Annotated in this window: 22 protein-coding genes; 10 read left to right on the top strand and 12 right to left on the bottom strand. The window is 51.3% G+C overall.

The genetic code is table 11. The annotated features are described in order from the left end of the window. Window positions 1–248: 248 nt before the first annotated feature. Window positions 249–1,193, top strand: a complete 945-nt coding sequence (locus HNQ92_RS26680; protein WP_184179258.1) for a hypothetical protein — start codon at window positions 249–251, stop codon at window positions 1,191–1,193. Between the two features lie 476 nt (window positions 1,194–1,669). Further along, the gene (locus tag HNQ92_RS26675; RefSeq protein WP_184179256.1) at window positions 1,670–1,837 is read left to right on the top strand and encodes a hypothetical protein; all 168 of its coding nucleotides are present in this window, start codon (window positions 1,670–1,672) and stop codon (window positions 1,835–1,837) included. A gap of 199 nt (window positions 1,838–2,036) precedes the next feature. Here HNQ92_RS26675 and HNQ92_RS26670 read toward each other — a convergent pair whose 3' ends face one another. The 5 genes from HNQ92_RS26670 to HNQ92_RS26650 form a co-directional block, all read right to left on the bottom strand. After that, complete coding sequence (locus HNQ92_RS26670) at window positions 2,037–2,915, bottom strand: manganese catalase family protein (protein ID WP_184179254.1); 879 nt, start codon at window positions 2,913–2,915, stop codon at window positions 2,037–2,039. 962 nt (window positions 2,916–3,877) lie between these two features. Continuing rightward, window positions 3,878–4,423 carry a DUF4142 domain-containing protein gene (locus HNQ92_RS26665; protein WP_184179253.1) on the bottom strand — a complete coding sequence of 182 codons (546 nt, stop codon included), beginning with the start codon at window positions 4,421–4,423 and terminating at the stop codon, window positions 3,878–3,880. A gap of 652 nt (window positions 4,424–5,075) precedes the next feature. Next, window positions 5,076–5,441 (bottom strand): SPW repeat domain-containing protein, encoded by a 366-nt coding sequence (locus HNQ92_RS26660; RefSeq protein ID WP_184179251.1) that lies wholly within the window; start codon window positions 5,439–5,441, stop codon window positions 5,076–5,078. A 112-nt stretch (window positions 5,442–5,553) separates the two neighbouring features. Next, window positions 5,554–7,728, bottom strand: a complete 2,175-nt coding sequence (glgX, locus tag HNQ92_RS26655; RefSeq protein ID WP_184179249.1) for a glycogen debranching protein GlgX — start codon at window positions 7,726–7,728, stop codon at window positions 5,554–5,556. 196 nt (window positions 7,729–7,924) lie between these two features. Next, window positions 7,925–8,908 carry a TIGR03885 family FMN-dependent LLM class oxidoreductase gene (locus HNQ92_RS26650; protein WP_184179247.1) on the bottom strand — a complete coding sequence of 328 codons (984 nt, stop codon included), beginning with the start codon at window positions 8,906–8,908 and terminating at the stop codon, window positions 7,925–7,927. A gap of 227 nt (window positions 8,909–9,135) precedes the next feature. Here HNQ92_RS26650 and HNQ92_RS26645 point away from each other — a divergent pair, with 227 nt between their 5' ends. After that, window positions 9,136–10,662, top strand: a complete 1,527-nt coding sequence (locus HNQ92_RS26645; protein WP_184179245.1) for an FAD-dependent oxidoreductase — start codon at window positions 9,136–9,138, stop codon at window positions 10,660–10,662. Window positions 10,663–10,732: 70 nt separating this feature from the next. On the opposite strand, the gene HNQ92_RS26640 is transcribed toward HNQ92_RS26645, so the two are convergent. The 4 genes from HNQ92_RS26640 to HNQ92_RS26625 are packed head-to-tail and all read right to left on the bottom strand — an operon-like array spanning window position 10,733 to window position 13,654. After that, entirely contained in the window at window positions 10,733–11,101 is a 369-nt protein-coding gene (locus HNQ92_RS26640) for a YccF domain-containing protein (protein WP_184179243.1), read from the bottom strand. Window positions 11,102–11,114: 13 nt separating this feature from the next. Further along, window positions 11,115–11,723, bottom strand: a complete 609-nt coding sequence (locus tag HNQ92_RS26635) for a pseudouridine synthase (RefSeq protein ID WP_246440896.1) — start codon at window positions 11,721–11,723, stop codon at window positions 11,115–11,117. A 15-nt stretch (window positions 11,724–11,738) separates the two neighbouring features. Then, on the bottom strand, window positions 11,739–13,328 hold the full coding sequence (locus HNQ92_RS26630) for a BCCT family transporter (protein ID WP_221307554.1): 1,590 nt from the start codon (window positions 13,326–13,328) through the stop codon (window positions 11,739–11,741). A gap of 44 nt (window positions 13,329–13,372) precedes the next feature. Beyond that, on the bottom strand, window positions 13,373–13,654 hold the full coding sequence (locus HNQ92_RS26625; RefSeq protein ID WP_184179239.1) for a DUF427 domain-containing protein: 282 nt from the start codon (window positions 13,652–13,654) through the stop codon (window positions 13,373–13,375). Window positions 13,655–13,827: 173 nt separating this feature from the next. Between HNQ92_RS26625 and HNQ92_RS26620 the strand changes: the two genes are divergently transcribed. From HNQ92_RS26620 to HNQ92_RS26610, 3 genes are all read left to right on the top strand, one after another. After that, window positions 13,828–14,733, top strand: coding sequence for an Rpn family recombination-promoting nuclease/putative transposase (locus tag HNQ92_RS26620; RefSeq protein WP_184179237.1), 906 nt, complete (start codon window positions 13,828–13,830; stop codon window positions 14,731–14,733). An 88-nt stretch (window positions 14,734–14,821) separates the two neighbouring features. Continuing rightward, window positions 14,822–15,178, top strand: coding sequence for a bleomycin resistance protein (locus HNQ92_RS26615; protein ID WP_184179235.1), 357 nt, complete (start codon window positions 14,822–14,824; stop codon window positions 15,176–15,178). 59 nt (window positions 15,179–15,237) lie between these two features. Beyond that, window positions 15,238–15,852 (top strand): hypothetical protein, encoded by a 615-nt coding sequence (locus tag HNQ92_RS26610; RefSeq protein WP_184179233.1) that lies wholly within the window; start codon window positions 15,238–15,240, stop codon window positions 15,850–15,852. 13 nt (window positions 15,853–15,865) lie between these two features. Here HNQ92_RS26610 and HNQ92_RS26605 read toward each other — a convergent pair whose 3' ends face one another. The 3 genes from HNQ92_RS26605 to HNQ92_RS26595 all read right to left on the bottom strand — a co-directional run bounded on the left by HNQ92_RS26605 (window position 15,866) and on the right by HNQ92_RS26595 (window position 19,912). After that, window positions 15,866–17,779: a M56 family metallopeptidase gene (locus HNQ92_RS26605; protein WP_184179231.1), complete on the bottom strand. Its 1,914-nt coding sequence runs from the start codon at window positions 17,777–17,779 to the stop codon at window positions 15,866–15,868. Between the two features lie 22 nt (window positions 17,780–17,801). Continuing rightward, window positions 17,802–18,161 (bottom strand): BlaI/MecI/CopY family transcriptional regulator, encoded by a 360-nt coding sequence (locus HNQ92_RS26600; RefSeq protein WP_184179229.1) that lies wholly within the window; start codon window positions 18,159–18,161, stop codon window positions 17,802–17,804. Between the two features lie 197 nt (window positions 18,162–18,358). Beyond that, window positions 18,359–19,912, bottom strand: coding sequence for a carbohydrate-binding domain-containing protein (locus HNQ92_RS26595; protein ID WP_184179227.1), 1,554 nt, complete (start codon window positions 19,910–19,912; stop codon window positions 18,359–18,361). Between the two features lie 406 nt (window positions 19,913–20,318). On the opposite strand from HNQ92_RS26595, the gene HNQ92_RS26590 reads away from it, so the two are divergent. The 4 genes from HNQ92_RS26590 (at window position 20,319) to HNQ92_RS26575 (ending at window position 23,498) form a co-directional block, all read left to right on the top strand. Continuing rightward, window positions 20,319–20,765, top strand: coding sequence for a response regulator (locus HNQ92_RS26590; protein ID WP_184179225.1), 447 nt, complete (start codon window positions 20,319–20,321; stop codon window positions 20,763–20,765). A 23-nt stretch (window positions 20,766–20,788) separates the two neighbouring features. After that, entirely contained in the window at window positions 20,789–22,456 is a 1,668-nt protein-coding gene (locus HNQ92_RS26585; protein WP_221307553.1) for a sensor histidine kinase, read from the top strand. A gap of 134 nt (window positions 22,457–22,590) precedes the next feature. Continuing rightward, window positions 22,591–23,127: a GNAT family N-acetyltransferase gene (locus HNQ92_RS26580; RefSeq protein WP_184179223.1), complete on the top strand. Its 537-nt coding sequence runs from the start codon at window positions 22,591–22,593 to the stop codon at window positions 23,125–23,127. 35 nt (window positions 23,128–23,162) lie between these two features. Next, window positions 23,163–23,498, top strand: a complete 336-nt coding sequence (locus HNQ92_RS26575; protein WP_184179221.1) for an antibiotic biosynthesis monooxygenase family protein — start codon at window positions 23,163–23,165, stop codon at window positions 23,496–23,498. Window positions 23,499–23,504: the final 6 nt, after the last annotated feature.

Below are 23,504 nucleotides of genomic sequence, written 5' to 3'. Positions count from 1 at the left end.
TTACCAAGAAAGCACTGTGATAGTAGATTATTCAAAGAATATTAACTTGTACCAATTTGTAGAATCCGACTCCAAGAAATAGGGGGTTAGACCACCTACTAATTTAAGGGGTTTAATTAGTAGAATCCAGTTCCAGGTTTTTAGGGGGCTAGTACAACAAGGAGGACATTTTTTATTCTTGCTCAGCGCCACGGCTTATACATAAAAGCTATGACTCATTTTAAAACGACTCATAAATCATTAAAGATATGAAGGCATCAAAGTTTATCTTGACAATTTTCGTGTTGACAATTTTGGCAAGTTACAACAGGAAGACAAACGAAAATAACCAAACAGTAAATGCTGTAATTGGCGACATTAGTTACCTTCAAACATTTGGGCAACAACCAACCAACGAGACTGATGAAAATAAACGACTTCAAACACATCTAATGTATGTAGAGACGCTTTTAAGAAACAAAGATGTTTCATCATTAACTGTAGAGCAAAAAGAAAATAGATTTAAAAATCTTGACTTGCTTAACAAATATTGGGCAGCAGGTATGTTTCCCAAAAATTACGACTACCCAGACCAGAGGATTCCCTGCTTCATTGACAAGGACGGAAACATTTGTGCTGTTGGATATTTGATTGAACAAACTGCCGGGAGACAAGTAGCAGAAGAAATAAACTCAAAATTCAAATATGAATACCTGCTCGCAATGAACGACCAAACCATTGACCGTTGGGTTCAAGCAAGTGGATTAACAAAAGAAGAATGTGCCATGATTCAACCAGCTTATGGACCTGCACCAACAGATAACTATATTTCACCTGCTTACGGAGTTTCTTCATCATTAATGGGCGGCCTAAGTTTGTCTTTAAACACAATTAACGGAATTCAACTTTCAAAAGGCGCTAACAACAAGACAGTCCCTATATTAGGACTTATTTCGGGAGCAGGACAGATTACTCTGGGTACAATAAACTATCCGAAGGAGCAAAGGTCAATAAACGGAATTTTAGTTAATGAAAGTCAAAGAAACTTATCTTTAATAAACATAGGGCTAGGTACAAGCACAATGATATTAAGTAGTTGGAATTTAATAACAAACAGAAAACCCAAAGAAAAATCATTGTCATGGAATCTTTATAGTTTTCCGACACAAGACAGCAATATGGGACTCGGCTTCAGCTTGAAAAAGCGGCTGTAAAAAGAAAAATTGGCTCTAACTGCACCTCCCAAAAGTGGCGGTTCAGTGGTTAAATTAAGCTTTCGTGCTCCTATCAAAATTTCTGCTTGGTTGGCAGTGAAGTGCTCCAAAATCGCCACCTTCGAGTAGCTGCAAAACGTTAGCTCATAAACTAGCGTTGGATTTAAAATCAAACTCCCAGAATTTAAATAAGGGGAAAACTGTAAGGTACTTTATAAACCTATTCACTCGTCAACAATACCAATTTCAAACCCCCACTTTGTACAGTAGAAGCAGGTACTTCAGGTACTTGATGTTTCTTCAACTTCATCGATACAAAGTACCTACTAGCACGAAGCAAAGAATGGCCCATCAAAGTACCCTCACCGTAAGGTACTTTGGCTTAGGTACTAAGAAAAAAATCTTCCCGTAGGCCCTATACATCCGCGCTGGCAACGTTTTTTTAACGTACAAACCCAACCAACTACTTCCGAACTATGCCCTTTCTCATCGTCATCTTCGTGGCTGCTCTTCTGCTCATCGGCGGCGCCTACCGCTTGGTGTACATGCGCACCAACCTGGATAAACGCTACAGCTACCTCCTCCTGGGCCTGATCGTACTCATTGCGCTCTACCTCATTGTGTATTTTTTGCCGTCGTTTTGAGCTGCGCCCGGTTAGGGTACTTCCAGAAACGACCGTCAAGGACTGCTGTATGCCAAAAGTACTTATTACCCATACGTGGGCTTATCCGTATCTTTTGTTCTCGGGAAGCCTGCCGAATAAATCATTCCCTGTAAAAATAAAAAGAGCCAGGCTTTTTCCGTTTTTAGAAAAAGCCTGGCTCCAGGTACTTGCTACCTCTTTACAGTAAGGTGTCTTTTACCTTATTCATCACGCCCTTGAGACCGTCATCCATCATCTGCTCCTTCTGAGCGTGACCTTCCGGTTTGGGCGGGCCTAGCTTGGGTTCTTCGCCGTGAGGCTGTGCGTGGTCAAACGAGAATTCTCCTTTGCCGTCCAAAGAGCGTCCCTGGGCCCAACGCGCGTCGGGCGCGGCGGGTTTCGCGATATTTGTGGAAATAAACGAATAGCTGAATGCCGATACTTCTTCGCTTTGCGGGAAGCTATTGGGGATCGGGTGGTTGTTTTCCAACCCGCCCAACTCCTCAAGTACCGCCAGCCATTGGTTTTGGTGCATGGTATCGCGGGCAATCAAAAAAGCCAGCATATCTTTCATCCCGGCGTCGTCGGTCGACTCCCACAGGCGGGTAGCCAGTACCCGTCCCGTCGACTCCGCCATCACGTTGGCGTACATGTCGGCCGCCAGGTTGCCGCTACCTACTACCCATGATCCGTTAAAGGGTACCCCGTTGCTATCCACGGCCATCGCCGCCAGGCCCGATGATAGAATATGACGGGGGTCCATGCCGCCCATAATGCCCGCCACCAGCGGATTTTCACCCGCTACTTTGTCCTTCAGATCATTACCGGCTCCTTCCAGATTCAGGGCCACGGCCGTTGCCAACATTTCGATGTGAGCCATTTCTTCGGTACCTGTTTCCAGTAGCATGTCACGGTACTTTACCGGTCCACGACACCCCCAAGCCTGAAACATATACTGTAGGCAAACGCGAATTTCTCCTTCAATCCCTCCAATAGCTTGCTGTAACATCCGGGCAAAAGCCGGGTTCGGTTTGTCTACACGTACAGTGTACTGCAACTTCTTATCGTGGTAAAACATACTTAAAAAAAGGTTTAGTTAAATAAAAAAGAAATGATTGGCTTCTGTTTCTATTCTTCTTATACTAAAAATATCTATACCAGTCATTTACCCTCCTCTCTTTTATAGGCTTCGTGAATATTTTACTCAATGTAGGCTTTTATTTCAGCATAAGGGGTGGAAAGTACCTTTGGTAAATTTTCCACAACTTCGAAAATTAGCCTAAATAAAAATAAGATTATCATTTAAACATAAAGTCTACTACAAAGTCTATGCACGTATTGTTCCATCATATATAACCTTTATATCTATACGCGATCGTAAATTGAGTGATATTTGTTTAATAGCAGCCACCAACGAAGGGCAATCCTGGCAAGCTTTTTCTAAAACATACCATGTAATAACCCTTAGGGTATAAATAAATTTATACAAATCAGAATTAACTAGCCAAATCGATGGCTTCAGATATTTAATTTGATATCGATAAATTAATACACACAAAAGATATAAGGCATATATCCACCTTTTATTTCATAATAAAATCAGTAACGATTACGCACTATTATTTGCTTCATTAAAGGAATTATTAAGCTAGAGATCAGACTTCTTATTCTGATGCGCAAAATAGCGATGCTTCCAATGCTCGCTATCACGGAAAAGAAAACATTATCAACTTAGAAAAGACCAGGCAGTAGGAGCTAGAAAGCAGAGGCCGGTTAGCTCCTGCCCTATACGGTACTCGAAGAATGGAAACTCCATATTTACGCTCAATAGTACAGCCTTAAACCAGGCTGGCCGACTGGTCTAGCACCCCGCTGGTGGCCCTTCACTTTTCCATCAACGCCATTGATGATATCAAAAACTCCTCAGTCACTTATTATACACACCTGACAAAGACGTCTTCCAAACAGAAGCGCCGTAAGTTAGGTACTTACGGCGCTTCTGTTTGTTTGGAAGACCTGCTCCTGTTTTCCTTAACAATCCTAAGGATTTGTTGGGCGGTTGTGGTTCATGACGCTATCGCGTAGCATCATTGCGTGTTCCAAGTGTTGTTCCAGGGTCGGTATTTTGCTGGAGGCCCACCCTTTCAAATCTGCATCTTCACCGTTGTTGGCTTCGTTCCGGAAGAGGGTAATCGTTTCCTGGTGCGAAGCAACCATCATACGGGCGAAGGTACTATCGAAAGCCATTCCTTGCATGGCCGACAAAGAGTCAACTTTCTGCTGCTTTGCCGTACTCAAAGTGGTAGGTAATGTAATACCCTTAAAGTTGGCAATTGCCATTAGTTCTTCATTGGCCTTGGTGTGGTCGGTTACCATCATTTGTCCAAATTCTTTCACACCCTGAGACATCCCTCTTTCCTGAGCCAACTGCCCTAGTCTCACTTCCAACATTCCGCCATCAGCTGCTGCTACGGCAAATGCACGATCCGTTTCCGGAACCAACATCTCGTCATCGTCGTCATTGTTACAGGAAGCCGCTATAAACAAGCCCGCTACCAGGTAAGCGAATAATTTAACTTTTTTCATAATTCTACATGTTGATGATTAATAAATCCATACCGGTTAAATAAGTGTGCCAATCCAATGCTTATTAAAAGTTAATATTATTCTATAATAAGCAGGATCAAAAGCTAGTAATTGTAACCGATTAGCGATACTATACGCATTAAAGCTAATGGTAGTCATTAAAAAATGAGATATACCTACTTCTTTCGTAAATAAATGTGGAAACTAATGGGCAATAAAGTACCATTTAGTATTCCAGGGGCTACTATCTTTACCTATTAATTGTAGTTCAGTAGCTTACTCAACATAAATCCAGAGATAGGATTGGAATGTTTAGCTTAAGTCATCACTTTCATTTTTTATCATTTTAACCCAAGTTCTAACACACAAAAATATAGCATAAGTGTATTTCCAAAGCGTATGCACTATTTAGGGATATTCTATTGGTGCTATTATAAATTTTTCTACAATGTATAGTCAGTACTTAACTACCAACGCCATATTTTTTTGTTGGCCAATTACAAGGCACAGCATGTACTTCTTTGCCTTGTAGCCATCATTTCCTATCTTATACGTAGTAGTTCGAGTTTAATCCATCTAAAATACAAGTCCGGTGCAAACGAACAGTTCGTTTACACCGGACTTGTACATTGAATATATATTCAGCTTACTTTTAGATTCTGTTGGGATGATAACTGGGCTCTCGCTTCGTAACGAGGCCAGCTCCGGCCTCGATGAGTCCAAAGACCAGGTGAGGAAGGTAAACCACCTCCGCAAAGCCAAACAACCAGGGGGAAGCGGCCAGAAAAAGCCCCACAATCAAATCCGTATTAAGGTGGGTGGTCATCTTGATGCTTTTCATTACGCCTAATTCATACTCCGTAAATAAAGACATGAGTAGGATGGAAAAACCAACTACCATCGGTAACCACTGGGCGGCCCCTCCGTCGTTGAAGCCAAATAGCCAGGGCGAGGCAATAAAAAGTACCCCGCTCAGGTAATCGAGCACACCATGTATTTTTGTGCTTAAGAATCTCATATTCAATTGACTTAAGGTGTTAGATATGAATATAGTAGTTAAAATAGTATGCCAGCCTTCGTTTCTATTCTTCGTACGCTTAGCTACTACTCTTCAAATTGGCCTTAGCTTCTCAGGGGCATTTTAATACCACCGTGGAGCGGCCCGGTACCAGGATCTCCCCCCCCGGTGGGTAGGCTATCCCTTCTTCTTCCAGGTAGTTTTCGTGGGTATCAAGTACTTTAAACCACTCCTGCCCATTCTTTTCCTTAGGAAGCACGTAGGATATGGGCTCATCGTGGGCGTTGAAAATCAAATAAAAACTGTCGTCCACAATTTTATTATTTTGATAGTCGACACAACGAATACCCTTTCCGTTCAGATAGACCGCCAGCGACTTAGCAAAGGCTTCCTCCCAGCTGTCGTCCGGTATATTACTACCATCGGGCAAATACCAGGCAATATCCTCCACATCTGAGCCTTTGATAGGTACTCCCTGAAACCAACGACGCCGGTGAAAAGCCGGGTGGTGCTTGCTGAAATGAATCAATTTTCTGGTAAAGGAAAGGAAGTCCTGATCCGCGGAAGACCAGTCCAGCCAGGAGATTTCGTTATCCTGACAGTAGGCATTGTTGTTTCCCTGCTGCGTGCGCCCCCATTCATCCCCGGCAAGCAGCATAGGTACCCCCTGTGACAAAAACAGCGTCGTCAGGAAATTTCGCTTTTGCTTAGCGCGTAGGGCCAGGATCTGCGGGTCGTCGGTGGGGCCTTCTACCCCACCATTCCAGGAGTTATTGTCACTTTCGCCGTCCTGGTTGTCTTCGCCATTGGCCTCATTATGCTTTTCGTTGTACGATACCAAATCGTGTAGGGTAAAGCCATCGTGCGCCGTTATGAAGTTGATACTGGCGGTCGGATGCCGGTAATCGCCTTTGTATAGATCGGGGCTGCCCGTAAAACGCTGGGCAAACTCGGCCAGTTTGCTTTCGGCCCCGCGCCAGTAGTCGCGCACGCAGTCACGATACATACCATTCCATTCGGCCCAACCGGGCGGAAACTTCCCTACCTGATAGCCGTCTTCACCCATATCCCAGGGTTCGGCGATCAGTTTTACCTGTGAGATAATCGGGTCCTGATGAATGATGCTAAAGAAGGCACCCAGGCGGTCGGTTTCGTGAAGTACCCGTGCCAGGGCCGCCGCCAGATCAAACCGAAAGCCATCGACGTGCATCTCGGTGATCCAGTAGCGAAGGCTGTCCATGATCATCTGAAGTACGTAGGGCATCCGAACGTTCAGGGTATTGCCCGTTCCGGTATAATCCATGTAAAAACGCGGGTTCTCTTCGGTGAGGCGGTAGTAGGAGGCGTTGTCAATGCCTTTGAACGACAGCGTAGGGCCCAAATGATTCCCCTCGGCCGTATGGTTATAGACTACATCCAAGATTACCTCGATACCGGCCTTATGCAATGCCTTTACCATTTCCTTAAACTCCCTAACCTGCTCGCCCATTACACCACTGCTACTATAGCGAGCGTCCGGCGCAAAAAAGCCCAGGGTATTATAGCCCCAGTAATTGGTCAGTCCTTTTTCAATCAGGTGCCGGTCGTCCACAAAGTGATGAATAGGCTGTAATTCCAGGGTAGTCACACCCAGCTCCTGTAAGTACTGGATCGTGACGGGATGCGCTAGGGCGGCATAAGTACCCCTCATTTCTTCGGGAATGGCGGGGTGCGAAATGGTAAAACCTTTTACGTGCGCTTCGTAGATAATGGCGTCATGATAGGGCACTTCGGGGGGACGATCACCTTCCCAATCAAACTGCGTATCCACCACGACCGACTTGGGCAAGAAAGGCGCACTGTCCGTCTCACTAAAGCTTAAATCTGTTTCCGGATGGCCCAGCTCATAACCAAACAGGGCGTCGTCCCATTGTACGGCTCCCGCAATGGCCTTGGCGTAGGGGTCCAGCACGAGTTTATTAGGATTAAACCGGTGGCCTTGGCTTGGCTCGTAGGGGCCGTGGATGCGGTAGTTATAGAGCTGGCCGGGGGCTATGTCAAGTACATAGACATGCCACACGTGGTGCGTCACCTCTTCTATTTTTATTTTGTAAGTTTCGGTCTGGCCGTTGGTAGATTCAAAAAAGCACAGCTCGACACCGGTCGCATTTTCAGCAAATATGGCAAAATTTACCCCCTTTCCGTCCCAGGTTGCTCCCAAGGGGTAAGGCTTTCCGGGATATATCGCTTTATTTTCTGAAACATTTCCTGATTCTTCGAGTGCGTGATTATTAATAAGCTTATCCATATTTGTAATGAATGATGGGTAATTTTCGATCAGGTAGTTAATTTTTTTACGGCCACGGCTAGGCAGGAAGTAAGCTTGCCAAGTCTCTCTTGTGTCAACCTCCAGTTGCGCTATCTACTTTTACCGATTGTTTAATTCAACTATAGAGCATGATCAATCTATAGGGATAGCGACTTATTATTAGCCAGGTACGTGTTTACCGGGCAGGCTGTGTTTTCTTCAGGGCGGGCAGTACTTTATCCCCAAAAACCTCGATGAATTGTTCCTGTTCCAGGTTGACATTGTGCAGGTACAGGTGGGACACGCCAAGTTCCACGTCCTGAAGCAGCCACTCCAGGTGCTGGTCGGTGCTGTCCGACACCCGCACGTGGGGCGGAATATCATCGGGCTTCACGTTTGCGCCCGCGGCATCAAAGCCTTCCGGGGTACGTATGTCGGATAGGATATTCGGCGGCAGAATGTTGTTTTTCCACTGCTCATGGGCCCCCGTCAGGGCTTTTTGGTACGTTTTGTCGTAAGAAAGCTGCACTTTGAGGTATATAGGCTTCCCTTCGCCCCCGCCTTTCCAGAAGGCCTCAATCATTTTTTTCAACTCCTCAGGTGGCCGGGAAGTAGTGATCATGCCGTCGGCCCAGCTTCCAAGCCACTCAGCCGTGGCTTCCGATAGCGCCGCTCCAATGACCGTCGGCATGTAGCTGGGTCGGGTGTAAAGCTTGGCGTCTTGTACATTTACCAAGCCCGCGTGTGTAACCGACTCCCCGCGCCACAGCGCCCGCATGAGGTCCACGCATTCTTGGAGCCGTTGGTTCCGGGTGGCTTTATCGGGCCATTTTTCGCCGTTGATGTGCTCATTGAGGTACTGTCCGCTACCGGCGGCAATCCAGAACCGCCCGGGAAACATTTCACACAGGGTACCTACGGCCTGCGCGATAATGGCGGGACTGTACCGCTGTACGGGCGCGTTCACGATCCCAAAGCTGAGTTGAGTGGCTTGAAGTGCGGCTCCCAGCCAGCTCCAGGCATGGCCGCTTTCGCCCTGTAGCTCGCTCCAGGGAAAATAATGATCGGATGATAAGGCGTCGTCAAAGCCGGCTTTTTCGGCCCGTTGAACCAGCTTTATAAGCTCGCTCGGCTTGAACTGCTCGTGCGAAGCATGAAATCCGAGGGTGCATGATTGCATAGGTTTGGTACGGATCAAGTGAGTGACTACATAACTAATGGACGGATTCCTCCTGAAGCTACGAAGGAGACTAAAATTGTACCAGGTACCTGTTTCCCAAACCAAGCGGCTAAGTGTGTAAAGTACCTTTCCCCACCGGGAAGATGGCACAGATTTTTGCGCTGTCGCTGGGGCTGTAAGCAGCTACCGGTAACAATCTTTTCCAACACGCCTTTAACACAACGGATATGAATAGAGATGGTGCACGTACCAGTTTGTGGCAAGCCAATCGCCCCAACTACCAGCCCGTCGGGCGCTGGGACAAAAATGGGATTTATGACGTACTTATTGTGGGAGGTGGCATTACCGGCCTCACGACGGCCCTGCTGCTACAGGAGCAGGGTAAAAAATGCCTGGTAGCCGAAGCCCACACGTTGGGTTTTGGAACCACCGGCGGGACTACCTCCCACCTCAATACGTTGGTAGACACCACCTACCCTACCCTGGAGAGTGACTTCGGCCAAGAGGGTGCCCGCCAGGTGGCACAGGCCACCGGCGAGGCCATTGCGCTGGTAGAGCGCCTGGTCACCCAGTACCAGATCGACGCGGGCTTTTCGTACCAGTCGGCCTGGCTCTACGCCCAGGACGAGAAAGAAGTACAGGAGCTGGAAGAAATCTACGAAGCGTCGCGCCGGGCCGGGCTGGAGGTACAGGCGGCGGGCGCCATTCCGGTGCCCATTCCCTTTCAAAAAGCGTATCGTTTTGCCGGCCAGGGGCAAATCCACGCCAGCCAGTACCTGCTGGGGCTGGCGGCGGCCTTTGAAAAAGCGGGCGGCGTGATCGTGCAGCAATGCCTGGTGCAGGGTACTTCCCACCACGACCCCATCGTGGCCACCACGAGCCAGGGCGAGATTCGCGCCCGAAAGCTGGTCTACGCCACGCACCAGCCACCGGGGGTTTCTATTTTTAATTTTCGCCTGGCTCCCTACCGCAGCTACGCCGCCGCCTTTACCCTGAAAGACGAAAAGTACCCCACGGGCCTGGCCTACGACATGAAAGATCCCTACAACTACTTCCGCACGCAGGAGTCGGACGGCGTCCGGTACGTCATTGCCGGGGGCTTCGACCATAAAACGGGCCACGAAGACAACACCGACCACATCTTTACGGAGCTGGAAGCTTACCAACGTACCTACTTTAACGTAGATCAAATGGCGTATCGGTGGTCTTCGCAGTACTACGAGCCGGTGGACGGTCTGCCTTACATTGGGGCGTATCCGGGGTTGGAAGGTACCTTTGTGGCCACGGGCTACAGCGGCAACGGCATCACCTACGGTACGGTGGCCGGTCAGCTACTCAGCAATTTACTAATGGGGCAAGATTCACCCTATGCCGACCTTTTCTCGCCCGCGCGCATCAAGCCGGTGGCTTCTTTTGCCAACTTCATCAAAGAAAACGCCGACGTCGCCAGCGTGTTCATCGGGAAGCGGTTTAGCTACGAGAAAATCACCGAGCTGGCCGAGCTGGCGCCCGGCGAAGCCAAGACCGTAAAGTGGGAAGGTACCCCCATTGCTTTGTACAAAGAAGAAAACGGCAAGGTATACGCCCTCGATCCGGTATGCCCGCACGCCAAGTGCATCGTGCACTGGAACGGGGCCGAAAAAAGCTGGGACTGTCCCTGCCACGGTGCCCGTTACGGCTGCGACGGTAGCCTGCTCACGGGCCCTGCCCGCCGGGGACTTACCGTACTGGAGTGGGAGAAACTACCCATCTAGGGTGCTTTGTAACGTACTTTTTCTCAAAGAGGTAGTGGGAGTAGGTACTTGTAACACCAAGGTACTTTGCTCAAACTACCTCTTTGCCAAAAGGCGTGAGCGATAGATTGAGTAGCTTAAAGTGCTGCCGGGCAAAGGGCAGTCCGATGATGGTAATGGCTAAAAGTACCCCGAAAACCAGGTGCGTAAGGGCAATCCAGATGCCGCCAATGAAGATCCAGATGATGTTGAACAGCGAAGCCAGGCAACCCGTGGGCGCCGCGACGTCGCGCACCTGGCGACCGAAAGGTACCAGCGCCAGAAAACCGATCTTGAAGCATTGCAATCCAAAGGGAATACCGACGATGGTCAGGCACAGGAGCAGCCCCGCGACCATGTATTCCAGGAAGATCAGGAATCCGCCGAAGACGAGCCAGATGATATTTCCGAGTAGGTTCATGCGTTAGGGTAGTTTATAAAGAGGGAGTACATTCGGATAAATTAAGGTACCTAAAGAATTCGGTTTCGGGTACTTCCCGCACCTCGCCCGGCTGCATACCGGCCAGCTCCAGCCCGTCGATCGCCACCCGGATCAGCCGTCGGCAGGGGTACCCCAGCGCCGCCACCATCTTCCGGACTTGCCTGAATTTCCCTTCGGTAAGCGTCAGGCGCAGCCAGGTACCGGGGGCCACGGGAGCCGGTACGTTGTTTGGCAAGTACCCTGCCGGAGGGGCCGGAAGTACCTCTACTTCACAGGGGGCCGTGCGGTAAGTTTGTCCACCTTTTACGCGTATATCTACACCCATCGCCAGGTGGCGCAATGCTTCCGGCCCAGGTTGCCCTTTCACCAGCACCAGGTAAGTACGGCGGTGAGGTACTTCGCTCTGAAAAAGCAGCCGCGTTACTTTCTTCTGGGTAGTCAGGATCAACAAACCTTCGGAATCGCCGTCCAGGCGCCCCACCGCGTGGGTACCTTCCGGAAACGCGTAGTTTAGCGCTCCCAGCAGCCGCACCGGGTGCGGACTCACAAACTGCGACACCATGTTGGCGGGTTTGTACACCAGAAAATAGCGATGCTCCAAGGTACAATGAGTCAATTAGGTACTTGATGCTTTAGTATGCGGTGGATCAGCATCCGGCCCAAAGAGCTGGCTCGTCTTCCACATGAGCTTAATCATACCCCAGGCCACAAACAGCATGAGGATAAGGGCCGGAAAGCCCCCTAAATTCGACAATATTTTAACGCCGTCCAATCCTTTATCCTTGCCCTCGCCCGCAAAGGATACCATCACCCAGGCAATGAGCCCGATCAGAATTCCCCAGCTCACCTTCACGCCCACCGGCGGCTCCCCCGCCGGGTGCAAAGTACCCCGCGTGCTGATGCTGCTCATGGCGGCGGTGTTGGAGTCGGCGGCCGTTACGTACGACAAAAAAGCGGCTCCCAAAAAGATAAAACTCGTCAGCTCCGAAAATGGCAGCCGCGCCAGCAGGGCAAAGATCACGCGGCTCGCGCCGCCTTCCTGATTCAGTACCTGGTACAAAGGCGATCCCGCGCTCTGGTGGTCCATCTGGATGGCGCTTCCGCTGAAAATCATGATCCAGAGGCAGGCAAAGAGCGACGGCAGCAGCAGGTTGAAATGAATGAAGTCACGCACGGTATAGCCCACCGCAATGCGCCCCAGAAAGAGGGCCGTGATGGGCGTCCAGGCCAGCCAGTTGGTCCAGTTGAAGATGGTCCAGCTGCGGGCCCAGGCGGTGTCGGGCGTGAGGGTACCGATGAGGCTGCGTTGCAAGAAATGCTGGAAAAATTCGCCCAGCGCCTCTCCGCCAAACGAAAGCAGGTAGGCCGTGGGGCCAAACGCAAAAATAAACAGCGCCAGCCCGGCAAAAACCACCACGTTGATCTCCGACAACACCCGAATCCCCCGCATCAAACCGCTCGCCGCCGACACCACAAAGGCCGCTACCACCACCAGCGCAATGGCCCCCAAGGTACCTACGCCGTAAGGTACCTCGGCCAGCTGCTCCAGCCCCCCGGCCAGGATCAGGATGCCCGCGCCCAGCGACGCCGCCATGCCCGCCACCAGGCAAAAAAGACAAGCCGCGTCGATGACGCTCCCCAGGGTGGTATGCGCGCGCTGGCCCAAAACGGGGTACAGCATCGAGCCCAGACTAAACGGCTGGTGGAGGTTGTAGTGTGTCAGCGCAAACATGAGCCCCGCGAGCGTGTAGATACCGTACGGAATCAGCGACCAGTGCAGGTACATGGTCGAGACGGCAAAGGTACCGGCCTCGTGGGAGTTGGGCCGGAGCCCCAGGCTGGGTGGCGGCGCGTGCAGGTGAAACAGCGGCTCGGCCGTACCCCAGAACAAGATCCCGGTGGCAATGGTGGTACAGAGCGTAATGGCAAACCAGCGCCAGCGGTTGAGCAGCGGCACGGCCCCCGCGCCCCCGATCCGTACCCGCCCCAGCGGCGACAGGTACACCACCACGCAGAGCAGAAAAAAGCCCAGCGCCCCCACCGAAAACAACCAGCCGAAGGTACCCATCATGCCCGCGTTGAGCTCGGTGAGGTACTTGATGGTACCCGGCGGGTCGAGCAGGCTGTACCCGCAAACCAGGATCAGGATGATAAACGGGGGCCAGAAGACGCGGTGACGCAGCGAAGACATAGCAAGTAGGGTCAAACGAAGGCTGCAAGGTACTTCAAAAGTACCTCCAAACCCAACCCCTACTCCACTACCTGCACGCCTTTCCAGAACGCCAGCCGCCCTTCGATCTGCCGGGCGGCCGCTTTGGGCGTGGGGTAGTACCAGGCGGCGTCTTTGTTTACGTCCCCGTCTACTTCGAGGCTGTAGTACGAGGCCGTCCCCTTCCAGGGGCAAACCGTATGCGTATCCGACGGCCGCAGGTACCTGACCTGCACCGCATCAACGGGGAAATAGTGGTTGCCTTCCACCACCACCGTATCGTCACTCTCGGCAATGATCTCATTGTTCCAAATCGCTTTCATGGTACTTACGTAGTTTGGGTTTGTGTGGTATCTACTCGCAAGGTACCTGGTTTGTTTGAAGCTATTTTTTGGGGGATGGGTGCAGGTACTTTACACAAAACGTCTCCTCCTACGAAAAACAAAAACAGTCTGACCGGAAAATGGGTATCTTTGAAAGTAAATGATTACTACTCATGGCAGAATTCGTAGAAAGATACATCAACCCCTTCACCGACTACGGTTTCAAGAAACTCTTTGGCGAAGAACCCAACAAAGACCTGCTGCTGGACTTTCTTAATGTACTTTTGCAGGAAGAACAAGGCGAGATCATAGACCTTACCTACCTCAAAAGCGAGCACTTAGGTACCAGCGAGCTGGATCGGAAGGCCATCTTTGATCTGTATTGTGAAAATGAACGAGGCGAGAAGTTTATCGTGGAGCTCCAGAAGACCAAGCAGAACTTCTTCAAAGACCGCACCATCTACTACTCAACTTTTCCCATTCGGGAACAAGCCAAGCGCGCCGATTGGAAGGGCCCGGCCCCCCGGTACGAGTTAAAGGCCGTCTACACCATCGCCATTCTCGACTTTGTATTTGAAGAAGATAAAAATGAACCCGCTAAATTCAGGTACGATGTAAAGCTCACCGACACGGAAACCAAGCAGGTGTTCTACGACAAACTCACGTTCATCTACCTGGAGATGCCCAAGTTCAACAAGAGCGTTGAGGAGCTGGAAACAAGATTCGACAAATGGCTCTACGTACTGCGCAACCTGAATCGCTTAGACAAAGTACCGGATAAACTACGCGAAAGAGTCTTTGAAAAGCTCTTTGAAACGGCCGAGATCGCCAAATTCACTCCGGATCAAATCCGCTCCTACGAAGACAGCTTGAAGTACTACCGCGACTTAAAGAACTCATTGGACACGGCCAAAGAAGAAGGAAGAGAAGAAGGAAGACTCGAAGGAATTGAAAAAGAAAAGTTAGAGGTAGCAAAGAATGCAATAGAAATGGGTCTATCAATTGATAATATCATAAAATTGACTGGCTTAAGCAGAGAGGTTATTGAGCAAATAAAAACAAGTGGAGAAAAGCCCTAGAAAAAGTACCTCTATGCTTTTTAGGGCCGGTTTACGTACCCTACTCTAAGAGAAAAAAACGAACGTCAAAAACCACCAAAAGGTACCCATGCTCACCGCAATCCACCCCAAACTACCCATGCGCGACAAGGCCGCCACGAAGGATTTCTATCTGGATAAACTGGGCTTTCAACCGCTCGGAAGCACTGACTACGAGGGGTACCTGATGATTCAAAAAGACCAGGTCCAAATCCATTTTTTTGAATTCAAAGAACTCAATCCTCTCGAAAACTACGGCCAGGTCTATATCCGGACCGACCGTATTGAGGAGCTGTACCACATGGCGCTGGACAAAAACCTAAACCTACCTACGGACGGGCATTTACACACAAAACCCTGGGGACAAAAGGAATTTTCTCTCCTGGATCCCGACCATAATTTGCTGACTTTTGGGCAAAATATGTAGCGAAAACGACTAAAGCAGAATCCTTTCGAACGAGTATCCACTATAAAAAGCATGATTTTATGAAACGCTTTGCCTTCAACTCCCTGTTCTTGCTGCTGCTGGCTACGCTGGCGGGTTGCGCCATCCAGCCACTGGGGTACTTTACGACGGAGCCCTACACCAAGCCGCTTCCCCAAAAAAGGAGCGAGCCGCTCACCATTGTGCTGCGCGAAGACGTCAAGGATAGCCTCCGGATGGAAGGCGCTCATACGCAGCGCTTCCGCATGAAACTGACCGATTTTCGGCAAACGTTACAAACCAGTTTGCGGCACACCTTTAGTAAGAACTTTGAGCAGGTAACCTTTGCGGATACCGAGCCAACACAAGGCTTGGTGCTGGTGATCTACCGCATCCGGCCCCTCTGGCGGCTGGGGGGTACTTCTACCTCCGACCTATACATTGAGGGCCAGACGCAAACCGTTTCGGAGTCGCACTGGTACGCGCTGTTTCAGTTTGAGTCGACGCTCTTTCGAGATGGTAAACAAATACAGTCGGCCGACGGACAGGCCGGTAGCGAACTGGCCATGTCGAGCTTCAGCCAGGCGCACGCCGTGTTTAAAAACGGCCTCCGTGTCACCTGCGAGAGCCTCTACCGCAAGCTCTTCACCGACGACGTACTGGCCACGATCAAGTAAGGTACCTTGAGCCCTACTTGCCCGCAAAGGCCGGTCGGCCCTGGATTTCGGGAGCGGGCCGGGTTTCGATCCACCAGAGGTGGTCAAGCTGCTGGTCGTAGTAGCGGGCCAAAGTACCCTTAAATACCGCCACGCGCTTGATCTCCTCTTTGAGGGGTATCAGATTGCTTCCCACGCCGTAGACCTGCCGAAAGCCATCCAGGAAGTAGGGCTCGCTCTGCAGCGTGGCGAGGTCGAAGTCTTCTACCGTTTTCCACGCTACATTTTTCGCCGTGAGTAAATGCTTGGGAGGGGCGTCTTTATAAAGCGGGAAGGTCAGGAAAACCATCTTTTTGTTCCAAAAAGAGCCCTCACCCGTTTGGTCCTCCTTCAGCAGCGCTACGGGACGCTTTTTAAAGGTTTGGTTTATTTCTTCGTAGTCCACCTTTTTCCCATCCAAATAAAACTCCGTCACCGACTCGTAGCCCATCAACTCTTTCTGCTGGTTAAAGTACCCCTTTTTGAATTTCGTAATTAGTTGATTCGGAAGAATTTTATACGTGTTCTGAAAGTCTACTTTTAGCGCGTGTTCTTCGGCAAAGGCAGGTAGTTTTTCAAGTAGTAATTCCTTGATGTTACGCTTCGCGTGGACCGAGCGCATCACCGTTTCAAGTCGTTCGTCTGAGATCAGAAACCAGTCATGAGGGGCACCTCGTTCGTTCTTTTTATTCAGATACTCTATATGTACCTGCGTAGTAGCCCAGCCCCAGTCTCCCGTAGCGTCGCCCAAGTGGGTACTTTTAGCAAAAAAATAGGTACCATCAGCACTAAGTAGGTCGTAGCTCATCAAGGAATCGGCGTTGTTTTTTAGGTCGTAACGCCAGAAATAAAACCCATCCCGGTCGGTATGTAATGTCTGCACGAGGCGGCCATTTACCGACAGGCTGATCGGTAAACCCGCGATGGGCTGTCCGCTGGCCGCATCCAGCAGTAGGCCTGTCACTACGATTGCTTTTTCCTCCTCCGCACTTATCCCGGCCATTGGCTTCGTGGCCGCCGCCACTCCCAGCTCTTTACGAAATACCACCAGCAGCAGCGCCAGCAGGGGAACGAAAAACAGAAACCGAAGCAAGTATACGGATGGGGTTTTTGGGCGGTTCATCATACGAATTCGTTGTTTGAGAGAAGAAAGATTGAACGAGTGGGCGACGCGGAAATCCGGCCCGCCCACCACCTTCAGGAGCAGGTACTGGTAGGCTTTGGCGTCGATGCCCTGCTCAAGTACCCGCCGGTCGGCGATGAATTCCAGGTTTTGTCGGATGGCGTGGCGGATCAGCCAGGCGAAGGGATTGTACCAGTTCAGCAGGCACAGGCATTCGGCCCAGATCACATCCAGCGTGTGCTTTTGCCTGACGTGTACCAACTCGTGCAGGATGATCTCCCGGAGCTCGTCTTCGGTATGCAACGCCGGATTGACAAACACCGCTCTCCCGAACGAAAAAGGCGCTATGTCGGCGGCTACGTGGTAGAGTTTTACGGCTTCGTCGGCCACGAGTTCGGCCTTCTTTTTGAGTCGTAGGTAGGAGAAATAAAGTATCCCCAGGCGCAAGGCCATCAGCAGGCAGCCCGCCCCAAATAGGTACATTAAAAAATCATCGAACGGGTAGGTACTTGGCTGATTAACGTCGACAGCCAGGACAGCCTCCGGGGCCGGTAAGGAGGAGAACGAAGGTACCGACTGGATCAGCTTCGGAGGTACCCACGCGGCCTTTTCAATGGGTTTACTCAAATTTATAAACGGAATAAAAAAAGCAAGTGCCGAATAAAAGAGCAGGTACCAGCGGTTCCAATTATAGAACGTATGTCGCCGCAAAACCAGCCAATAAAACAGGCCGACAACCGCCAGACTGAGGGTGACTTTGGCGAGGTATTCCGTTAGGGGAGTCATGGTGGATTGACGTTAAAGTACCTTACTTTTTTCCTTCAATGCGGTCGATAATATCCCGGAGCTCTTCGGTCGAAATTTTCTTTTTTCGCACAAAAAAACTCACCAGTTCCTGGTAGGAATTCTCGAAATAATCGCGCACCACATGGCCCATAAATTTCTGCTTGTAGGCCTCCTCCGTCACGGCGGGTGCGTACAACAGGGTGTTCCCCACGAGCCTGCTGTGCAGGTACCCTTTCTTTTCGAGATTCTTGACGGTAGAAGCCAGCGTGGTGTACGGCGGGCGCGGCTCGTCGAGCTGCTGCAAAAAGGTTTTGATGTTCCCTTCGCCCGTCTTCCACACGGCCTGCATAGCTTCTTCTTCTTGCTGGGTTAACTTTTCCACATCTACGATTTTTTCGTAAATCTACGAATATTTCGTAGATCAGTCAAGTACTTATCTATTCTTTTTTACCTAGACGGCTTTGATAAGCCAGAAGTACCTACCCAAAAAACACCGCAGGTACCTTGTCCAAGCGACAAGGTACCTGCGGTAGGCTAACACAAAAGTACCCTACTGGAAGTACTCCTACTGGAAGTACCCTACCGGCCCGGACCGGTACTTCCGCCCACCGTCGTGACCATACTGCTGGTGGTAAAGCTAGTGGCGGTAACCGTACCCACCGTGTAGGTACCGCTCAGGTACAGGCCGTTGAAGTCGCGGCCGTTGGCTACGCTCCCGCCGGTGTAGACGCGGTAGGTTTGGTTGGATTTGAGTTTGGGGCTCGAAAAAAGCAGGGTCGAGTAGTTCTTCGGGATCAGGAAGGTGAGTGCTTCGGTGCCGTCGCTGGCCTGGATGTGAAGTACCTGGCTGGCCGAGCCACCGCCCAGGATCACCGCCGGTTGGGTACTTACGCTGGCCGTGGGCGAGCTGGTACTGCCCCCGATGCCCAGCAAAGTACCCCCCGTCACTTTGAAGGTACTTCGGTCGCAGTCGATGCCCGCCTCCGGGGCGTTGGCTCCCACAGCCACGACGCGCCCGCCCGTGATGGTGAGCGGGCCGTTGGAGTCGATGCCGTCGTTGGAGGTACTGTGGGCGTAAATGGAGCCGCCGTTGATGTAGATGAACTTACCGGCGTTGATGGCGTCGTCGGCGGTTTTGATGACGAAGGTACCGTTGTTGATGGTGAGAATACTCTTGCTTTCGATGCCCTCGCCACCCGACGAATTGATGGTAAAAGTACCCCCGTTGACGGTCACGTAAGGGTCGATGGTGGCGTCGGTATCGTAGGTAGCGGCGATGCCCTTGCCCGCCACGTTGATGGTAAAGGTACCTTCGTTGATCACCATGTACCCCTCTTCGCACTGAATGCCGTCGTCGGAGGCCGTGAGGGTGAGCGTGCCGCCGTCGGCGATGAAGGCGTCGTTGGTATGAATGGCATCTTTCACCGCGCCCGTCACGGTAATATTCCCGCTGATGACGCGCACGTAGTCGTCGCTGCAAATGCCGTGGCGGTAGTTGGCTTTGACGCTCAGGCTACCGTTGCCGCTGAAGATCAATTGCCCTTCGCTAAAGAAAGTACCTTTCATGTCCTCACTGCCACTGGCCGTGTAGGAGGCGCCATCGGTGAGGGTGTTGGTGGTGTTGTCGGCCAGGACCACAAACACCCGCTTGCCCGACTGGATATTGATGGCCGGTCCGTCGGTATTGGTGAGGGTGAGTCCGTTGAGAGTCAGCTTGAACTTCTTGTCGCTGTAAATTTTCACGGAGCCGTTGGTGGAGGTACCTGACAGCTCGTAGGCCACGCCCGTAGCCGTGGCGTTGATGACCACATCGCCGTTGGTTTCGGTGATGGCCACACCGCTGCCCGCCAGCGGATTGGAAATGCTGACAGTACTGCCAAAGGTGATCGTTACCGTGGTACTGAAGGTAGAGTTGGCCAGGAGGTCTTCTTCGTTGGCCGCCCGGCCCTGGTTGCCCTCGGGCGTTGCCGCCGAGGTCGTGGTACTATCAATCACGACGGAAGTACCCGTGGTGGCGGGGTCAACGTCTTCGAGGGTACTTGGGGAGCAGCCCATCCAGGTGGCCATCAGAAAAAGCAGGAGCACCACCAGGGTACTTTGGGTTGGTAAAGAAGTAAGAGGGGGCGTTTTCATGGTACTTTAATAAGAAAAAGTCGGTTGATCCTTCGTTTGTTTCTACATAGTACGTTCCGGAGCAGGGGTAGTGTGGCAGCCGGGTTCGAAATAGTTCTTTTGGATGCTGGGCGGGTCTTTGACGTTGCGCTTAAAACTACCAGGAGTATAAACCTAAGATCGACTCCGACTGGTCAAATTTTCCGTTTGGAAATTGATGTTTCACTAAGTACCTTAGTAGCTTTTGACGCATTCAAAGCATACCAGGCCATATAAAGGGATATTTTTTCGCTCGATAGCGGGCACAGTAAGTAAAAAAATTTCCTTTTATTTCGCTAGCTACTACTCCCCAAGGAAGACGAGATTGTGCTTACCTGATTGCGATCAACGGACTATCTTAGTACCCTTGTTTCCAACCTCCCTCGTAATGGCTAAAAGTGTACATGACCTGGTACTGGCTGATGACGACGCCGACGACTGTATTTTCTTCAGAGAAGCGCTGGAAGAAATACCGGTTGCGGTGACGCTCACGACCGTCAAAGACGGCGTTGAACTCATGGAATTACTGACGAACCGAAAAGAAGCACTCCCCGACCTGGTGTTTCTGGACCTGAATATGCCCCGCAAAACGGGGCTTGAGTGCTTGACCGAAATCAAAGCCAACGACGCCTTAAAAAAACTACCGGTCATCATTTATTCTACCTCCATGGATCGGGAAATGGTGAATTTACTGTATAAGAAAGGCGCGCATTATTACATCCGCAAACCGGGGGAGTTCTCCAAGCTCAAGGAAAGTATCTATACGGCCCTGGCGCTCAACATTCAACAAGATCCCGCCCAGCCCGCCAAAGAACAGTTTGTTATTAAGGTATAAAAAATACAAAAAGAATAGAAGGCATGAGTCTTGAAACGAACGAAATGCGCTTTTTGGCGGGTGGGGGCGAAATGGGAGCGCTGACTCGGAACAAAGACTGGAGCCAAACCCCCGTGGGGCCCGTAGCCCAGTGGCCTCAGCTCCTGCGAACTACCCTTAGTATCCTTTTGAACACCCGGTTTCCTATGTTTTTGTGGTGGGGCCAGGAGTTGATCTGCTTCTACAATGATGCCTATCGCCCTAGCCTCGGAGACCGAGGCAAGCATCCGGCCATCCTGGGCAAGCGGGCCCACGAAGCCTGGCCCGAAATCTGGGACACCATTCATCCCCTGATCGACCAGGTACTGGAGGGCGGAGAAGCGATCTGGCGGGAGGATCAGTTGATCCCTATTTATCGCAACGGCGGTATGGAAGATGTGTATTGGACGTTCAGCTATAGCCCCGTAAGGGACGAGTCTGACGCGGTGGCCGGGGTATTGGTGACCTGCCACGAGACAACCGACAAAATCAATACACTAAAACGAATCGAAGAAAGTGAGGAGCGTTTCCGGCAGGTGGCTGATAGCGCCCCGGCGCTCATCTGGATGTCGGGCACGGATAGGTTGTGTAACTTCTTCAACAAAGCCTGGCTCCGTTTTACGGGCCGGGCCATGGAGCAGGAAAGCGGTAGCGGCTGGCTGGAAGGCGTACATCCCGACGACCTGGAAAAGTGCGTAGGGATTTATTCTTCTTTCTTTGACAAGCGCGAGGCGTTTTACATGGAATACCGCCTCCGCAGGCACGACGGCACTTACCGCTGGCTAGCCGACAGCGGGGCTCCGCGCCTGACTCCCAGCGGGGACTTTGTGGGGTACATCGGGGCCTGCATGGACATTCACGAGCAAAAACTGTTTTCGGAAGAGCTGGAAAAACAGGTTAGAGATCGCACGTGGGAATTGGAACAAAAAAACGCGGAGCTCCTGGCGATGAACAAAGAGCTTCAATCCTTTGCTTACATTTCCAGCCACGATTTGCAGGAGCCCCTCCGCAAAATCCAAACCTTCTCCACCCGCATCCTGGATCAGGAGTACCCGAATTTGACGGAGGACGGGAAAGATAAGTTTCAGCGGATGCAAAAGGCCGCCAAAAGAATGCAAACACTCATCGAGGACCTGCTGGCGTATTCGCGCACCAACACCGAAGAGCGGAAATTCAAGACCATCAACCTGGGCTCCATCGTGGAGCAAGTAAGGGAGGATCTGCAGGAAGAGCTGCTGGAGAAACAGGCTACCGTGGAGGTACTGAATTTGGGCGAGGTCTCCGTCATTCCTTTTCAATTCCGACAGCTGATCTATAATCTGCTGAGCAATGCCCTTAAATTTTCAAAAAGTACGCTGGCTCCTCACATCACCATTACCAGTGAAAAGGGGCAGGGCAGCACCCTTGGCCCCGAAAAACTAGCCCCCGAAAGGGAGTATTGCTGCATCCGCATTTCCGACAACGGAATCGGTTTTGAGCAGGAGTACAGTGAAAAAATATTTGAAGTATTCCAGCGGCTTCACGCCCAGGAACGCTACCTCGGAACCGGTATCGGGCTGGCCATTGTCAAGAAAATCGTAGAAAATCACAACGGCATGATCCAGGCAAAGGGCGAACCTGGCCAGGGCGCCACTTTTACTATTTATATTCCTGCCTCGCCATCGAAGGCGTAGAAAATCCAGTAGGGCTAAAGGCGCCACACGTACTACGCTGTGTGGGTACTTACCCGCCCGCCACGAAGTCGCGCTGGCTTATTCTACTGTCCTTAGGTACTTTTCTTGGCCTGGCCCTAAACCTTACTCCCCGTATGTACCTCCCCTACCCCGACCAGCTAGAATCTCCGCGCCTGCGCACGCGCTTCGTGACGCCCGCCGACCAAGTACCCTGGGCCGACTTTTTCAAGGACCCGGAAGCCGTAGCGCTTTTTCCCGACGCGGGCTCGGCCTCGTACGCGGAGCGGGCCGAGCGCTGGATCGAGCGGCAGCTGACGCGCTACCGCGAAGGCAGGTTTGGCATGCAGGTACTTTTGGAGAAAACCACCGGGGCGTTCGTCGGGCAGTGTGGGCTGCTGGCGCAGGAGGTAGATGGCGTCGCGGAACTCGAAGTAGGGTACCACGTTTTCCGGAAGTACTGGGGCCAGGGCTACGCGCCCGAGGCCGCCCGCCTGTTCATCGACCTGGCCTTTAGTAGGTACCTTGCCGACTCGGTGATTTCGATCATCGACGTACGCAACGTCAATTCGCAACGAGTAGCCGAAAAGAATGGGCTCCAACGCGAAAAACAAACGCGCTGGTCGGACCTGGATGTGTATATTTACCGTATCGAAAGGCCCCACTGGAAATAGGTACTTTTGGTACGGTCAAACTAAACTACATCCCCATGGCCATTGCCCAAACTCCGCCGCCTCCTTACTACGCCGTTATTTTTACCAGCCTGCGTACGTCCATCGACAACCACTACGGCCCCACCAGCGACCGGATGGTGGAGCTGGCGCAGCAGCAGCCGGGGTACCTGGGCCACGAAAGCGCCCGCGACGGCCTGGGCATCACGGTTTCCTATTGGGAAAGCCTGGAGGCCATCCGAAACTGGAAACGAAATACCGAACACGCCCTGGCCCAAGCCCAGGGACGCGACCAATGGTACCGGGCCTACAAAACCCGCATCTGCTACGTGGAGCGCGACTACGGCTTCGAAGCGGACGATTTTTCCGATTAAACCCTT

This window comes from Rhabdobacter roseus (assembly GCF_014202275.1).
GTDB classification, from domain to species: Bacteria; Bacteroidota; Bacteroidia; order Cytophagales; family Spirosomataceae; genus Rhabdobacter; species Rhabdobacter roseus.
Note: the sequence above shows the minus strand (reverse complement) of the source record. Positions and strands in the feature narration are given on the sequence as shown.

Coding starts and splice junctions, on each gene's coding strand:
- HNQ92_RS26680 (WP_184179258.1), top strand. CDS start 249: ATGAAGGCATCAAAGTTTATCTTGACAATTTTCGTGTTGACAATTTTG.
- HNQ92_RS26620 (WP_184179237.1), top strand. CDS start 13,828: ATGGCAGAATTCGTAGAAAGATACATCAACCCCTTCACCGACTACGGT.
- HNQ92_RS26595 (WP_184179227.1), bottom strand. CDS start 19,912: ATGAAAACGCCCCCTCTTACTTCTTTACCAACCCAAAGTACCCTGGTG.
- HNQ92_RS26590 (WP_184179225.1), top strand. CDS start 20,319: ATGGCTAAAAGTGTACATGACCTGGTACTGGCTGATGACGACGCCGAC.
- HNQ92_RS26675 (WP_184179256.1), top strand. CDS start 1,670: ATGCCCTTTCTCATCGTCATCTTCGTGGCTGCTCTTCTGCTCATCGGC.
- HNQ92_RS26610 (WP_184179233.1), top strand. CDS start 15,238: ATGAAACGCTTTGCCTTCAACTCCCTGTTCTTGCTGCTGCTGGCTACG.
- glgX (WP_184179249.1), bottom strand. CDS start 7,728: ATGGATAAGCTTATTAATAATCACGCACTCGAAGAATCAGGAAATGTT.
- HNQ92_RS26670 (WP_184179254.1), bottom strand. CDS start 2,915: ATGTTTTACCACGATAAGAAGTTGCAGTACACTGTACGTGTAGACAAA.
- HNQ92_RS26625 (WP_184179239.1), bottom strand. CDS start 13,654: ATGAAAGCGATTTGGAACAATGAGATCATTGCCGAGAGTGACGATACG.
- HNQ92_RS26650 (WP_184179247.1), bottom strand. CDS start 8,908: ATGCAATCATGCACCCTCGGATTTCATGCTTCGCACGAGCAGTTCAAG.
- HNQ92_RS26660 (WP_184179251.1), bottom strand. CDS start 5,441: ATGAGATTCTTAAGCACAAAAATACATGGTGTGCTCGATTACCTGAGC.
- HNQ92_RS26665 (WP_184179253.1), bottom strand. CDS start 4,423: ATGAAAAAAGTTAAATTATTCGCTTACCTGGTAGCGGGCTTGTTTATA.
- HNQ92_RS26645 (WP_184179245.1), top strand. CDS start 9,136: ATGAATAGAGATGGTGCACGTACCAGTTTGTGGCAAGCCAATCGCCCC.
- HNQ92_RS26640 (WP_184179243.1), bottom strand. CDS start 11,101: ATGAACCTACTCGGAAATATCATCTGGCTCGTCTTCGGCGGATTCCTG.
- HNQ92_RS26575 (WP_184179221.1), top strand. CDS start 23,163: ATGGCCATTGCCCAAACTCCGCCGCCTCCTTACTACGCCGTTATTTTT.
- HNQ92_RS26585 (WP_221307553.1), top strand. CDS start 20,789: ATGAGTCTTGAAACGAACGAAATGCGCTTTTTGGCGGGTGGGGGCGAA.
- HNQ92_RS26615 (WP_184179235.1), top strand. CDS start 14,822: ATGCTCACCGCAATCCACCCCAAACTACCCATGCGCGACAAGGCCGCC.
- HNQ92_RS26605 (WP_184179231.1), bottom strand. CDS start 17,779: ATGACTCCCCTAACGGAATACCTCGCCAAAGTCACCCTCAGTCTGGCG.
- HNQ92_RS26580 (WP_184179223.1), top strand. CDS start 22,591: ATGTACCTCCCCTACCCCGACCAGCTAGAATCTCCGCGCCTGCGCACG.